The following is a 14,028-nucleotide window of genomic DNA, read 5'->3' as shown; positions in this document are numbered from 1 at the left end:
TGCCGGAAAGCCCGGTATCTCCTCGGGAACCCTGCGGACTTCGACACCATGCACTCCCCAGATCCAGCACGCCGCAGACCCAACACCTCTGCGGACGGGGCGATGCCAGGCGTCTCCCAGTTCTCGCTCGCCGGGGTGAGCCCTGCAGTCCGCCAGGAGCTCCTGTACGGGCTCCAACAGCGCGACGACTCCGGGATCAGCCTGGTCCCCCAGCGAGTGCGCCGCATTGTGGCCGGCCTCCCCGCCGGACTCGGCTCGCTCCTCGACCTAGACGCCTCCTTCTCCTCCGGGCTTCCGGCTGCGACCTCCGGCGTCCTGAACGGTGTTCTCCTGCACATCCGACGCGCACGCGTCGAGTTCGAGGGCACCGATCCGACCTCGGACGACGTATGGGAGTGCGCCCTCATCGGGCTGACGGCAGGGCGTGGTCGCAAGTACGCCGCTGTCCACGGCAACATCGACTTCCGTCCGGTACGTCAGCGTTGGCTACGGGAACTGGTCAAGGAGTACGGCCGCACGGCACGCCCCAACGTCATGGACCTACGGCAGACCGTCTACGCGGCGACCATCGCGTCCTCCGCGCTGGCAGGCCGCCCCCACGGGGATGAGCCGGGGCTTCTCGCCATGGCTGACATGAACGCCGTAGTAGACACGTTCCGAATCACCAAGCGTCCCGAGGACGGTCACGACTACTCCACCAGCCACCGCAGAGCCCTGCTCCGCCACTGGCGCACGTTCCTGGAATACGCCCGTCAGGCCGGGATGATGGACCACGTGCCCGGCGGGTTCGCGCTCAACCCCCGCTTCCACAGCATCGCCGCCGTGGAAGTGACCGAGGACGATCTCGGCCGCGCGATCCCCGAGCACGTCATCGCCCAGCTCGACGTGCACCTCGGTCTGCTGGGCACCTCGACGGGGTACGCGAGCGGCGGCTGGACGGCGGCTGACTTCGCGCGGATGTACCAGGTGGTCTACGCGGTCCTCCGGGACACCGGCCGACGTCCGGGCGAGGTCACCAGCCTGCACCGCGACTGCCTGGAGCGGGTCGACGGCAAACCGACGCTGATCTACGACAATCACAAACGGCGACGCCACGGCCGTCGGCTGCCGATCTCGGAGAGCACCGCCCAACTGATCGAAACCTGGCAGAAAGAGCTCGATGCGCTACCGGCCGTACCGGCCTGCGCCCAGTGGCTGTTTCCCTCGCCGGGACAGCGCAACCGTCCGCGCCGCGGGCATCTGAACACTTCGCACTTCTGCAACCGGATCTTCCGGAACTGGATCGACGAACTGATCCCAGATCTTGTGGACGACCGGCTCGACGAGGACGGCACCCCGCTCGCCTACGACCGGACCCAGGTCGTCCCGTACGGCTTCCGCCACGCTTACGCCCAGCGCCATGCGGACGCGGGCACTCGCCCCGACGTCCTGCGGGAACTCATGGACCACCGTTCGCTGGACGTGACCATGGGCTACTACAAGGTCTCCCTCAGCCGAAAGCAGGAGGCCGTGCGAACGGTCGCGGCACTCGCCGTCGACCGGCACGGAACAGCCCGCGGATTCGGCGATCCCCTCGCCTACGAGGTGGAAAGCGTCGGGGTTCCCTACGGCGGCTGCACCGAGCCGAGCAACGTCAAGGCCGGCGGCGGCCACTGCCGCATCCGCTTCCAGTGCGCCGGATGCGACTTCTACCGCCCCGACCCCTCCTACCTCCCCGCCCTGGAACAGCAGATCGCGGACCTGCGCGCCGACAAGGAAGCCGCCCTCGCGATGGAGGCCGCCGACTGGGTCGTGCGCAATCTCGATGACCAGATCCGCGCCTACTCGAAGTCGGCCGACGAGATGCGGCGGAAACTCGACGCGCTGCCCGCCGAGGAGCGGGCCGCCGTCGAATCCGCCTCACGCGAGCTGCGCAAGGCACGTTCGGCAGCGGCCTTCATCCCTCTGCAGACGCTGACGACACGGAGCTCCGAATGAAAATCCCTGCTGCTTCCGGCGGCAACGACCGGAACGCCCGGGTCGAGCGGCTGCGCGTCAGCCGCTCCAAGGACAGCGAAGACAAGACCAGGCGTGCACTCGACGCCGTGGACGGTCTTCTCCGCTCGGGACAACGGATCACCGTCGCCCAAGTAGCCCGGGAGGCCTCGGTATCCACGTGGTTCGTCTACAACCAGCCTCAGGTGCATCAGGCCGTTCAGGACGGCATCACCGCCCAGCGAACGCGGGGTCGCCAGAGCTCCCGCACTCCGGAAGCGTCCCGGGTGTCTCAGGCCGGGTTGCGGACGGACCTTGCACTGGCCCGCGAAGAGATCAAGGACCTCAAGGAGGAGCGCGATCGGCTCCGTAACCGGGTCAGGCTGTCTCTTGGCGCCGAATTGGAGGGCGTGAACCAGCACGAGTTGATCGAGCGGGTACAGCAGATCGAGCAGCGGAATACCGCGCTGGAGCGAGCACTGTCAGAGGCCAGGGACCAGATCGCCGCATTGGAGGGCCAACTGCGTGAGGCGGAGGACGACCTCACCGCGGCACGAGCCAGTCTCCGCCGTGCCATGCGGGCTGTTCCGTCTCCATAGCCCTCGCTCTACAGCCGTCCGCGGCTGTCCGGCTTGAGTGTCGTCTGCCGGACAGCCGTGAGAGGCGGAGTCAGAATGGGGGATCATTGAAGAGCGAGCCGGTCCAGACAGGTGAGACCGGCTCGGAATCGCGCTGCTGAAGAAGTGCGACAGCGTCCTTGACGCGACCGAGGTCGATGAGGTGGCCGGCAAGGTCGATGCTGTTCGCGGGGGCGTGCTGTTCGAGAACGGCAACGGCCTCCTCGGTGCGTCCGGCACCGGCGAGCAGCTCAGCGATGTGCGGCGCCGCGTACGAGGTGGAGCCCTCCGGGTGGGAGCGGGCCCGTGCGATCGCTTCGTCGACGCCATCGCGTGCGGCGATCAGCGGCAGCCGTATCCAGTACAGGTCCCAGTCCTCCTCGCACCCGCGGGCGGCGGCAAGGGCGTCGAGGTGCGCCAGGCCTTCCTCGGGGCGGCCCTGGTCGAGGTACAGGCCGGACAGAGAATGGAGGATCCAGTCGTCCCCGACATGGGCGTCGGCCTGGCCGCGCATCACGTCGATCGCTTCGTCGCCTCGACCGTGGCGCGCCAGGAGCTGCGCGAGCTCGAAAGCCGAGTTGGGATCGTGCGCCCCGGGTCGGTCGGCCTGCCGGTACACGGCGATCGCGCCTTCCACGTCACCGCGCTCCTCCAGCACCTCGGCTAGGCGCCGCGCGGCGTCACCGAGATCCTCTGTCGCCGCGTACGCACGCAGTTCCTCGATCCGATCGTGTCTCGCCAACAGGTCGGCCAGCGGGTCGTGGTTGTTGACGGAGGTGATGAGCTGCCGGGTGTGCAGCAGGGCGATCGCTTCGTCGATGCGGCCCTGGCGTTCACGGATCGCGGCAAGCAGCCCGATCGCCGTGTCGGGGTCGAGGCCACGGCAGCACCACGGGCTGTCACACCGGTGCTGAGCCGGAATCCGGGCGGCCAGCAGCGCGGCGACGTCTTCGTCCCGGCCTGTTCCCTCGGCGATGTCGACCAGAGCGGTGGCAAGAACCCAGTCCTCCATTCCGGCGCTCAGCCGAGTGACCGCCTCGTCAGTACGCCCGTGCCGGGCCAGCAGCCGCGCGAAGAACTCGAGCGGAAGCCCTCCGACCTCTGTGTACGGCCGGGCCAGGACGATCGCCTCCTCAGCCCGCCCCCAGCTCTCCAGCAGCTCCGCCTGTGCCCGGGCGGCCGGCCACCAGCCCGTGGCGAGGTACGGAGAAAGCACCTCCAGCGCCTCGGCTTGCTGGCCCTGGTCGCTGAGCAGCTGTGCCCAGGCCCGCGCGCAGAACCATTCCCCGTCACGGGACCGGACCTCCACCTCCTCACTGTGGCCGAGCTCAAGAAGCCGGGAGACCAGGAACGGAGGAATACAGCCGGACAACGTCCGGGCCTGACGGTCGAGATCGGCAGCGTCCATGACAGCGCACCTTAGCCACCGCGTCCGACATGGGCCCTGCAGCCGGTGACCAGGACGGTCATGGGGGTGTTGTCAGCCCTGGCACTGCTTCAACATCGTCGCCCTGTCCGCCGTCGTCACCGCGAGGTCGTACTTGAGAGCCACCTGCGCGAACCGCACTGCGTACGAGCACCGGATCGACTTGTTCGGCGGCAGCCAGGATGCCGGGCCGGAGTCGCGCTTGGCGGAGTTCGTGGAGCCCGAGACCGGCAGAAGATTCAGCACGTCGTTGGCCAACTGCTCCCGCTTGTCCTTGCTCCAGCGAGAAGCCCCCATCTGCCAGGCGTACGACAACGGCACCACGTGATCTATCTGGACCTCGGTGGCCTTCTCCTTCTTCCAGGCGATTTCCTTGCCGGTGTACGGGTCGTACAGGTCCATCGACACGACCACGCAGTCGGAACCGGCTCGGAACTGGACGTTCCGGCCATGGAGCTTCAGCAAGTCGTTCCGCGTGTCACAACCGTTCCTCGCCAGCGGCACCCCATCCGCCGTGTCCATCCACGCATAGCCGAACTTGTCCCGCTCGTATCCCGTCTTCGGCCCACGTCCCTTGACTGTGAGTTCTTCGACGGGCTTGCGCGCGTTCGCCTTGTCCGTCTCCGACGTGAGCGCGCCGAGCCCCGGCTTCGTTCCGTCCGGATTCGTCAGCGGGCTCGCCGCCCGCCCGGCAGCGACGTCCGGTCCGGACCCCTCAGAGCTGCCGCCCGACTCCAGGTCAGCGCAGCCCGCGACGAGCGCGGCGGCAACGGCGACCGTAAGGACGGCCCTCTTGCCGCGAGTAGACAGCATCCTGTGACTCATGTGCCTCTCACTACGCACAGCCGACCACACCCTGCATACGCTGCGAGAACAGTCTCATCACGGCGCGAAGCATAGAGATAATCCGGGTGTCGCAGCCGTTGCGCGCCAGGGGGACGCCGTCGGCCGTGTCCATCCACGCGTACCCGAACTCGTCCCTGGCGTAGCCCGTCTTCGGACCGCGTCCCTTTGTCGCCACGGTTTCGATCAGCTTCCTTGCCGCTGCCCTGTCCGCCTCGGACGCGATGGGCGCGAGGCCGGGCTTCGTACCGTCCGGATTGCCGAGCGGGCTGACCGCGCGACCGGCCGAGGGGCCGGGGCCGTTGCCGTCGCCGTCGCCCGGTGTGCAGCCCGTGAGGAGGACGGAGGCCAGAGCGACGGCGGTCAGGAGGGCGCGCGGCGTACGTATCGAGTCGGGCACGCAAGGATCGTAGGGCCTGTCTGAGCGGCATGGGCCCAGCCGTGTCACACCTTCCCGATGCCCAGCGTGGTCTCGCTCGGCAGCAGCCCTGAGCCGATGACCGACGGCTGTCGTTCGAGGAGGGGTGACCGCAGGTATCACCCTTCGGTGAGCACGTGAATCGGGGACCATTCCGACCTTCGTCGAACGGCTGCGTCGCGGCCAGCCCGAGGTGATGGCCAAGAACGGAGCCCCGGCCGACCGGGACGGGTGGTCAGCCGGGGCAGCATCAGGGATTCAACCAAGCGTGAGACGGCCGGTGATCAGCATGTCGTGGTTGGCGAAGAGGCCGTCCAGTGCAAACGGCCGGTCCAACTCGGCGGTCCACTCGGCATCGGGCAGGTCGCGGTAGCTCGGGGCAGAGACCATGCGGGCACGGCTGGCCTGGGTGAGGATCCAGCGGGCTTGCTGCTGCTTGGTGGGCTCGTTGGCGTACATGCTACGGGCGAGCGCCCAAAGGGCATTGCCAGCAGCCTTCGCGTCTGCGTGGGGAGCGGTGACGGCGACGATGGCGATGTCGCCGAGGCCGCGTTCGTCGCTGGACTGGGTGGTGTAGGCGACGCTGAGGCCTTCCAGCGGAAAGAGCGTCACGCGGGAGCGGCCGGAGGAGGGTGCGGAGTGGGCGGGCACCGCAGGGTCCGTTCTGTGTCGAGCGGGCGGGCCGCCCCGATCGTGCGACGGCCCGTCCAGGGATCGGTCAGCAGCAGGGGCCGTCTCCACAGCATGTCGGCTCGTTGCACTCCGCCTTCGTGCCCCATAGGGACTCGTCGACCATGTAGCCCGCGGCACGGATCTTCCCGACGACGTCGACCATCGTCGCCTTGTCCCGGTATCGAGACTTCGGGGCGTGGTGGATGTACCGATCGAAGCGCTGCTCGCACCAAGCGGTGTACTCGGCGCTGTGCAGCATGAACGTGTGCCACGCCGGGTCGACCTGCTTCGACGGGGACAGGCCTTCACCAGTGCGGCCCATCACGTCGAGGAAGGCCAGGCCCTGGTCCATCACGCGCTCGGCGACGCACCGTTCCAGGCCGTACTCCTCGGCGCAGAAGTCGGTGAGCCGGCCGAACAGCTCGGGGTCGACGAGCGTGCGCCCGTGGACCGATTCCGTTGCAAGAGTGGTCATGCGATGCTCCTTCGTGTGTGCTCGGCGCAGGGCCCTCCCCCGTGCCGTGGTGCACGTGCCGGGGCCCTGGAGGGCCCCTTCTCCGCCTCGGCCGGTCATCCGTGCAGGGACTCCGGCCAGGCGGACCCGCGCGCTGCCGGTCGGCCGGCAGCGCGCGGGAGCTCAGGAATCGCGGCGGGGCGGGCAGACGACGTGCCGATAGACCGTGGCGCCGGCGCCCGATGCCGAGTGGATGTCGTGCGCGGCGTACTTCTCGCCGGGCTGGATGGCCTGCTGGCACTCCACGCAGATCACATCGAGCTCCCTTCGTGCAGGGGGTTGCCGGGCGCGGGCGTGACGCGGAGGAACGCGGTCACGATCTCCCGGAACCCGTTGTGACCGGTGCGGCCCGTGTGGGCGATGGCCCACGAATCGGGGCCGACCTGCTCGGTGGAAGCCTCGGAGCGCTCGTAACACGTGGTGCACTCGATCTCGCGGATCGGCGCCGACACGCCTTCGGAGCGGTCCGGACCCAGCGTCCAGTCGGCGAGACGGATGATGGTGTGGCTCATGACGCACGAGCCTTCCCGGCCGCCGGGTCGAGGGCGTCCCCGATCGCAGCACGGAGGGCCTTGACGTCTGTGCTCCACGCTCCGTCGCCTGGACAGATCCGCCAGTGCGGGCCAGGGCCTTGAGTGCGTCGCGGTAGCGGGACGGCGACGAACGCGTCCTGGCCGAGCGCGCGGGTGTTGGTGACGTCCCATCCGGCGCTGCTGCCGGGCGCTACGAACCAGTACAGGACCATTGAGTTGGGGTCTTCGATGACGGCGCCGGAGCGGGAGCCGAGGATGCCCAGTGCGGTGAGGCCGACGCTCCTTGGAACTCGGACGGCATCCCAGCGCTGGCCGGTGGCCATGGGGACGCAGCCCGTTTGGGTTCTGGCCGTTCGTGGGGTTTGCATCGCCGTGAGCTCCTCGTTCCCGTGGCGTGGGCAAGGTGACCAGAGTGGCCCCAATCACAGCGAGGAACGAGGGCTTGGAGAGGGCTTCTCTTTGCACCAAAGAGGGCTTTTACAGGACCGTGAGGGTGAGTACTGGCCATGGAGCGGACCTGTCATGACACTGGCGATGCACCCATGAGCCACGGAGGTTGAGCGTGCCCCGATCCGCTGGAAACACCCGTCTCAAGGCCGCCCGCCTCGCGGCGGGCTACCCATCCCAGCAGGCCCTCGCGACAGCGATGAGCAAACAGGGCCTGCCTGTGGGCGTGCGCCAGATTCGGCGGTGGGAGTCCGAGAACCCGCCGTGGCCGCACCCGGACTGCCAGCAGGTTCTCACCCAGCTCCTGGGCCAGGACATCGAAGCCCTCGGGTTTACCCCGCCGAGCGGACGCGATGCCCGCCCAACCCCTGGGCGTCGGGCCGCTGTTGCCTCGACAGTAGCGGCCGTAGGGCTTGCCACCGTGCCCGCTCAGTCCGCCAAGGCACTCCAACCGGCTACCGCAGGTGGCGACTTCGCTTCCGTAACGCGAGCCCATCGCCGCCTGTACTGGACTGTCGCGCCCGCCACGCTCCACCCGTCCGCGAGCGCACACGCTGCCCTCGGCATCGCGCTGCTGACGGAAACCGCTGGCGCCACCCGGCAAGCGGTCGCCGCGTCCCTCGCCGAGACCTACCTTCTGTGCGGCCGGATCGAGTTCTTCGACCTGCGTCAGCCCGAGCGCTCTGGCGACACCCTCCTGCGGGCGCTCCAGGCGGCCGGTGAGGCCGACGAGCCGCTGCTAGGCTCAGCGATCCTCGCGCACACCGCGTTCATCCCGGGATGGGCAGGCCGCCGCGAGGACGCCGCGGAACGGATGGTTGCCGCGCGGACCTACGCCCGGCGCGGCCCGGCGTCGGCGGAGTTCCTCGCCTGGCTGGACGCGGTCGAGGCTGAGTGTGAGACGCGGTGCGGCAACCCGCGGACGGCGCTCCACCTGATCGGCCACGCCGAGGACGTACTCGCTGCCGGATCCGCCCACCCGAATCCCGAGTGGATGGACTGGTTCAGTCCGGTCCGGCTGGCGGCGTTCAAGGGGAACACCCAGCTCCAGGCCATGCACCTGCCGCAGGCCCGCGAGACACTCCTTCGTGTCCTCGATGAGCTGCGGCCTGACGAGGAGAAGCAGCGCACTGTGGTCCTCGGGGACCTGGCGGCCGTGGAGGCCGCAGCCGGGCGGCCCGAGGAGGTCTGCGCGTACGCCATCCGTGCGCTGGAGCAGTTGGCGGTCACCTGGTACGCGACGGGCATGGACCGCGTACGGGACGTGCGCCGAGCGATCGCGCCGTGGCAGCACGAGCGCTGCGTCCGCGACCTTGACGAGCAGTTGTACGGGTGGGGAACGACCGTCAGCGCGCTGACTGGTTGAGCTGCTCAATCCGCTCGCGGAGCTCCAGGAGGCTGTCGACCCGCATGGTCGGCAGCCTCTTCGCGTCCTCGGTGCTCCACTGGATCGTCGCCCAGGGGCCGCGGTGGACCAGGGCCGTCGCCATCCCGGCGGCGATCGCCGGGCGGATGTCGTTGTCGACGCGGTCGCCGACGTACAGGATCTCGTCGGCCGGGAACGGGACGACCTCGGCGACGCGGACGAAGAACGCGGGGTCGGGCTTGCTCGCGCCCCAGTCGTCGCTGGTGCCGATCAGGTCGACCTCCTTGGCGAACAGGTCGCGCAGGATCGTGCCAGCGCGCACCGTCTGGTTCCCAGCGATGCCCAGCCAGAGCCCAGCCTCGCGCAGCGCGGCCAGCGCCGGGCGGACATCGGGGTACAGGTCGTCCTCACCGAACCACTCGGGTTGACCTGCGGCCGCGCGCGCTTCGCGCTGCTCGTACAGGTCGAATCCCGGCTGAAACTCCTGGAACGTCTCGCGGTAGTCACGGCCCTGGGCAATGACGGAGCCGAACATCGCGGCGAAGGTGTGGCGGGGGACGCCCAGCCAGTCCGCCCACGTCCCGTACTCCCGGGTCTCGTCTACCAGGCACTCACCGACGTCGAACACCACAGCGCGAATCATGGACGCGATCCTAGGCGGGACGTCCCGGACGCACTAAGGGCCCCGCCCGCTCATGAGCCTCGGCATACTGGGCTGCTGCGGTCCTCCGTGGCAGCAGGAGGAGGGAGAGGTCAGTACTCCGCCTTACGGTTGCGGACACCATCGCCTGGTCGGGCCGCGCGCCTGCCCTGGCGCAGGCCGTCAGGTCGGTGATCCGGCTGACCCGTTGAGGCGGGGCGCCCAGCCCGAGCACCCGCGATGGCTACGACCCCAGGATCGTCGTCAGGAACTCGCCCGTCCACGCGAGCAGCTCCCGGCCCACCACCGGCTTGCCGCCGATCTTGCCCGTCGTCGGGCGCGGCACCAGCACCTGGTGCACCGCCGGCTTGATGACCGAGCGCGGATGGAGCCGCTTCAGCCGCAGCTCCTGCGACTCCCTCAACTCCACCGGCGCGAAGCGGATGTTCGGACCCTGGAGGACGATCTCGCCGACCCCGCACGCCCGTGCGAGCATCCGCAGACCGGCCACCAGCAGCAGGTTCTCGACCGGCTCCGGCAGCTTGCCGTAGCGGTCGGTGAGCTCCTCCCGTACGGCCCTGATGTCCTCTTCCGAGTTGGCGGACGCGATCGCCCGGTAGGCCTGCAGACGCAGCCGTTCGCCCGGCGCGTAGTCGTGCGGGACGTGCGCGTCGACGGGAAGCTCGATCTTGACCTCGAGCGGGGGCTGCTCGTCCGGAGACAGGCCGCCCTCGACCGCGGCGCGGTAGTCGGCGACCGCCTCGCCCACCATGCGGATGTACAGGTCGAAGCCGACGCCCGCGATGTGGCCCGACTGCTCGCCGCCGAGCAGATTGCCCGCGCCGCGGATCTCCAGGTCCTTCATCGCGACGTACATGCCCGCGCCCATCTCGGTGTGCTGGGCGATCGTCGCGAGCCGCTCGTGGGCGGTCTCGGTGAGCGGCTTCTCCGGCGGGTAGAGGAAGTAGGCGTAGCCGCGCTCGCGGCCACGGCCCACGCGGCCGCGCAGCTGGTGCAGCTGCGAGAGACCGAAGTTGTCGCCGCGCTCCACGATCAGGGTGTTCGCGTTGGAGATGTCGATGCCGGACTCGACGATCGTGGTCGAGACGAGCACGTCGAACTTCTTCTCCCAGAAGTCCACCACGACCTGCTCGAGTTGCGACTCGGGCATCTGGCCGTGGGCGGTCGCGATCCGGGCCTCGGGCACGATGTCGCGCAGCCGGGCCGCGGCCCGGTCGATCGACTCCACCCGGTTGTGGATGTAGAAGACCTGGCCCTCGCGCAGCAGTTCACGGCGGATGGCCGCGCCGAGCTGCCTCTCCTCGTACGGACCGACGAAGGTGAGGACCGGGTGCCGCTCCTCCGGGGGCGTCGTGATCGTGGACATCTCGCGGATGCCGGTGACCGCCATTTCGAGCGTACGCGGGATGGGGGTGGCGGACATGGTGAGGACGTCGACGTTGGCGCGGAGCTTCTTCAGCTGCTCCTTGTGCTCGACGCCGAACCGCTGCTCCTCGTCCACGATGACCAGGCCCAGGTCCTTGAACGTGGTCTCGGAGGAGAAGAGCCGGTGCGTGCCGATGACGATGTCGACCGAACCGTCCCGCAGCCCCTCCAGCGTCGCCTTCGCCTCCGCGTCGGACTGGAAGCGGGACAACGCCCGCGTCGCGACCGGGAATTGGGAGTACCGCTCGGAGAAGGTGCCGTAGTGCTGCTGCACCAGCAGCGTCGTGGGGACGAGGACCGCGACCTGCTTGCCGTCCTGGACGGCCTTGAAGGCCGCCCGCACCGCGATCTCCGTCTTTCCGTAGCCGACGTCGCCGCAGATCAGCCGGTCCATGGGAACCGACTTCTCCATGTCCTCCTTCACCTCGGCGATGGTCGACAGCTGGTCGGGCGTCTCCACGTACGGGAAGGCGTCCTCCAGCTCGCGCTGCCAGGGGGTGTCCGTGCCGAAGGCGTGGCCGGGCGCCGCCATCCGGGCGCTGTACAGCTTGATCAGATCCGCGGCGATCTCCTTGACCGCCTTCTTCGCGCGTGCCTTCGTCTTCGTCCAGTCCGCGCCGCCGAGCCGGTGCAGCGTCGGCGCCTCACCGCCCACGTACTTGGTGACCTGCTCCAGCTGGTCGGTGGGGATGTACAGGCGGTCGCCGGGCTGGCCGCGCTTGGCCGGGGCGTACTCGACGAGCAGGTACTCGCGGGTCGCGCCCTGGACGGTGCGCTGCACCATCTCCAGGTAGCGGCCCACGCCGTGCTGCTCGTGCACGATGTAGTCGCCGACCTCCAGGGTGAGCGGGTCGATCTGCTTGCGGCGCCGGGTCGGCATCCGGGCGCCGTCCTTGCCCGCGGCCTTCTGGCCGGACAGGTCGGTCTCGGTCAGGACGGCGATCCTGAGGCCGGGGTCGATGAAGCCGTAGTCGATGGAGCCGGTGGCGACATGGACGACGGACGGGGAGATCGCGTCCAGATCGGCATCGAGACGCGCCGCGATGCCCTCGCCGCCGAGGACCTCGACGGTACGGGCCGCGGGGCCGTGTCCCTCGGTCACGAAGACCGTGCGCCAGCCGTCCGCGAGCCAGCCCTTGGTGTCGGCGAGGGCGCGGGCGGTGTCGCCGCGGTACATCTCCGGGGCGTGCATGCCCAGCTTCAGCGTGTCGGGGTCGCCCGCCGCGTCGGCGTCGGACGTCAGGGCTTCGTCGGCCGCGAACGGCGACACCGACCACCACATCATCCCGAGCTCGCGCGCCCGGTCCCGGACATCCGCGATGCCCCACAGCGAGGCCGCGCCGACGTCGATCGGGGCCTTGCCGCCGCCCGCGCTCGCCGCCCAGGACGCCTGGAGGAACTCCTGACTCGTCGCGACGAGATCCGCCGCCCGCGTACGCACCCGCTCGGGGTCGCACACCACGGCCATCGAGCCCGCCGGAAGGACGTCGAGCAGCAGCTCCATGTCGTCCACGAGGACCGGGGCGAGGGACTCCATGCCCTCGACCGCGATGCCCTCGGCGATCCTGCCGAGCAGTTCGCCCAGCTCGGGGTGGGCCTCGGCGAGCGCCGCCGCCCGCTCCCGTACTTCGTCCGTGAGCAGCAGCTCACGGCACGGCGGCGCCCACAGTCCGTGTTCGGCGACCTCCAGGGAGCGCTGGTCGGCGATCTTGAAGTAGCGGATCTCCTCGACGTCGTCACCCCAGAACTCGATCCGGAGCGGATGCTCCTCGGTCGGCGGGAAGACGTCGAGGATGCCGCCGCGCACCGCGAACTCACCGCGCTTCTCGACCAGCTCCACCCGTGAGTACGCGGCGGCCGCGAGCCCGTCCACGACCTCTTCCAGATCGGCGGTCCGGCCACTGCGCAGCGCCACCGGCTCCAGGTCGCCGAGGCCCTTCACCTGCGGCTGCAGCACGGACCGTACGGGCGCGACGACGACGCTGACCGGACCGGCGGTGGGATCGTCCGGGCTGGGGTGGGCGAGGCGGCGCAGCACGGCGAGCCGCCGGCCCACGGTGTCGGAGCGGGGGGAGAGCCGCTCGTGCGGAAGGGTCTCCCACGACGGGTACTCGACGACCGTGTCCGGGTCGAGCAGCGAGCGCAGCGCCGCCGCGAGATCCTCGGCCTCGCGTCCGGTCGCGGTCACGGCGAGCACCGGCCGCCCGGCCTCCCGGGCCAGCGCGGCCACCGTGAAGGGCCGTGCGGCCGGCGGGCCGACCAGGTCGACATAGGTCCGGTTACCGTCCGTGGCCGCTTGGACCGCTTCGGCGAGGGCGGGGTCCTTGACTACGGCGTCGAGCAGACCGTGCAGGCTCATGAAGGGGTTCCGTCCGGAGTCCAAGGGGGCGAGCAGGGGGGTGGGCAACGCGAACCGCCCGACACGTCGAACGGGCCGGGGGTCTCCAGGGTAAACCGCCGGGATTTTCGGTGCGCGGGTAAACCGGAGCGCTGCCCTGGGGCGTATACAGCGCGAGATCTCACCGCCGACCAGTACTACGGAGCCGCGAAGTGACCACCGAGGAGTTCGAGGAGTTCTACGCGCAATCCGTGAAACGGCTGGTCGGGCAGGTGTACCTGATGACCGGGGACCTCCATGAGGCGCAGGACGTCGTCCAGGAGGCGTTCGTACGGGCCTGGGGGCGGCGCTCGAAGCTGCGCCGCGACGCCGGGCCCGAGGCCTGGATCAGGACGGTGGCCTGGCGGCTCGCGGTCAGCCGGTGGCGTCGCCGCGGGCGGTCGGCGGAGGCCTGGCGGCGGCATCAGGAGGGCCGGGTTCCGGCCGCGACGGAGCCGGGTCCCGGCACGGTGGCGCTGGTCGCGGCGCTGCGGCGGCTGTCCGAGCGGCAGCGGCGGGTGGCCGTCCTGCACTACGTCTGCGATCTGTCCGTGGAGCAGGTGGCGGCCGAGGCGGGCATAGCCGCCGGAACCGTGAAGTCGCATCTGTCCCGCGCGAGGGCCGCACTCGCGCCCCATCTCGACGATTCGATCGACTCGATCATGCCGGAGGAGCACGGTGTCTGACTTCGACGAGCAGGAAGCCCCGCTGTCGGCGGCACTCAAGCGGGCGGCTGCGGCGGGCGAGGCCCGGGC

At 69.8% G+C, this 14,028-nt stretch carries 13 protein-coding genes and 1 pseudogene; 4 read left to right on the top strand and 10 right to left on the bottom strand.

What is annotated here, in order from left to right; genetic code table 11:
• Positions 1-102 precede the first annotated feature (102 nt).
• Complete coding sequence (locus tag ACWGI8_RS09340) at positions 103-1,977, top strand: tyrosine-type recombinase/integrase (RefSeq protein WP_453659520.1); 1,875 nt, start codon at positions 103-105, stop codon at positions 1,975-1,977.
• Complete coding sequence (locus tag ACWGI8_RS09335; RefSeq protein WP_453659519.1) at positions 1,974-2,573, top strand: DUF6262 family protein; 600 nt, start codon at positions 1,974-1,976, stop codon at positions 2,571-2,573. The genes ACWGI8_RS09340 and ACWGI8_RS09335 overlap by 4 nt, the downstream gene beginning before the upstream one ends.
• Before the next feature lie 70 nt (positions 2,574-2,643).
• On the opposite strand, the gene ACWGI8_RS09330 is transcribed toward ACWGI8_RS09335, so the two are convergent.
• From ACWGI8_RS09330 to ACWGI8_RS09295, 8 genes and pseudogenes are all read right to left on the bottom strand, one after another.
• Entirely contained in the window at positions 2,644-3,999 is a 1,356-nt protein-coding gene (locus ACWGI8_RS09330; RefSeq protein ID WP_453659518.1) for a tetratricopeptide repeat protein, read from the bottom strand.
• Between the two features lie 72 nt (positions 4,000-4,071).
• Positions 4,072-4,842, bottom strand: a complete 771-nt coding sequence (locus ACWGI8_RS09325) for an HNH endonuclease family protein (protein WP_453659517.1) — start codon at positions 4,840-4,842, stop codon at positions 4,072-4,074.
• A gap of 82 nt (positions 4,843-4,924) precedes the next feature.
• Positions 4,925-5,260 (bottom strand): annotated as a pseudogene (locus tag ACWGI8_RS09320) (HNH endonuclease); the annotation flags it as partial.
• Positions 5,261-5,536: 276 nt separating this feature from the next.
• The gene (locus ACWGI8_RS09315; RefSeq protein ID WP_453659516.1) at positions 5,537-5,929 is read right to left on the bottom strand and encodes a hypothetical protein; all 393 of its coding nucleotides are present in this window, start codon (positions 5,927-5,929) and stop codon (positions 5,537-5,539) included.
• Between the two features lie 67 nt (positions 5,930-5,996).
• Positions 5,997-6,425: a hypothetical protein gene (locus ACWGI8_RS09310; RefSeq protein WP_453659515.1), complete on the bottom strand. Its 429-nt coding sequence runs from the start codon at positions 6,423-6,425 to the stop codon at positions 5,997-5,999.
• Between the two features lie 162 nt (positions 6,426-6,587).
• The gene (locus ACWGI8_RS09305; RefSeq protein ID WP_453659514.1) at positions 6,588-6,719 is read right to left on the bottom strand and encodes a hypothetical protein; all 132 of its coding nucleotides are present in this window, start codon (positions 6,717-6,719) and stop codon (positions 6,588-6,590) included.
• Entirely contained in the window at positions 6,716-6,976 is a 261-nt protein-coding gene (locus ACWGI8_RS09300; protein WP_453659513.1) for a DUF7848 domain-containing protein, read from the bottom strand. Before ACWGI8_RS09300 ends, ACWGI8_RS09305 begins: the two co-directional genes overlap by 4 nt.
• A complete protein-coding gene (locus tag ACWGI8_RS09295) occupies positions 6,973-7,365 on the bottom strand; it encodes a hypothetical protein (protein WP_453659512.1) in 393 nt (130 codons plus the stop codon). The genes ACWGI8_RS09300 and ACWGI8_RS09295 overlap by 4 nt, the downstream gene beginning before the upstream one ends.
• A gap of 194 nt (positions 7,366-7,559) precedes the next feature.
• Between ACWGI8_RS09295 and ACWGI8_RS09290 the strand changes: the two genes are divergently transcribed.
• The gene (locus ACWGI8_RS09290) at positions 7,560-8,810 is read left to right on the top strand and encodes a transcriptional regulator (protein ID WP_453659511.1); all 1,251 of its coding nucleotides are present in this window, start codon (positions 7,560-7,562) and stop codon (positions 8,808-8,810) included.
• Here the strand turns inward: ACWGI8_RS09290 and ACWGI8_RS09285 are convergent.
• Positions 8,791-9,453 (bottom strand): HAD family hydrolase, encoded by a 663-nt coding sequence (locus tag ACWGI8_RS09285; protein WP_453659510.1) that lies wholly within the window; start codon positions 9,451-9,453, stop codon positions 8,791-8,793. The two genes, ACWGI8_RS09290 and ACWGI8_RS09285, sit on opposite strands and share 20 nt — an antisense overlap.
• A 241-nt stretch (positions 9,454-9,694) precedes the next feature.
• Complete coding sequence (gene mfd, locus ACWGI8_RS09280) at positions 9,695-13,255, bottom strand: transcription-repair coupling factor (protein ID WP_453659509.1); 3,561 nt, start codon at positions 13,253-13,255, stop codon at positions 9,695-9,697.
• 191 nt (positions 13,256-13,446) lie between these two features.
• Between mfd and ACWGI8_RS09275 the strand changes: the two genes are divergently transcribed.
• Positions 13,447-13,959, top strand: a complete 513-nt coding sequence (locus ACWGI8_RS09275) for a SigE family RNA polymerase sigma factor (RefSeq protein ID WP_453659508.1) — start codon at positions 13,447-13,449, stop codon at positions 13,957-13,959.
• Positions 13,960-14,028: the final 69 nt, after the last annotated feature.

This window comes from Streptomyces sp. NPDC054841 (genome assembly GCF_053611045.1).
The sequence above is the reverse complement of the archived record's forward strand: the minus strand, read 5'-3'. Positions and strand labels throughout refer to the sequence as shown.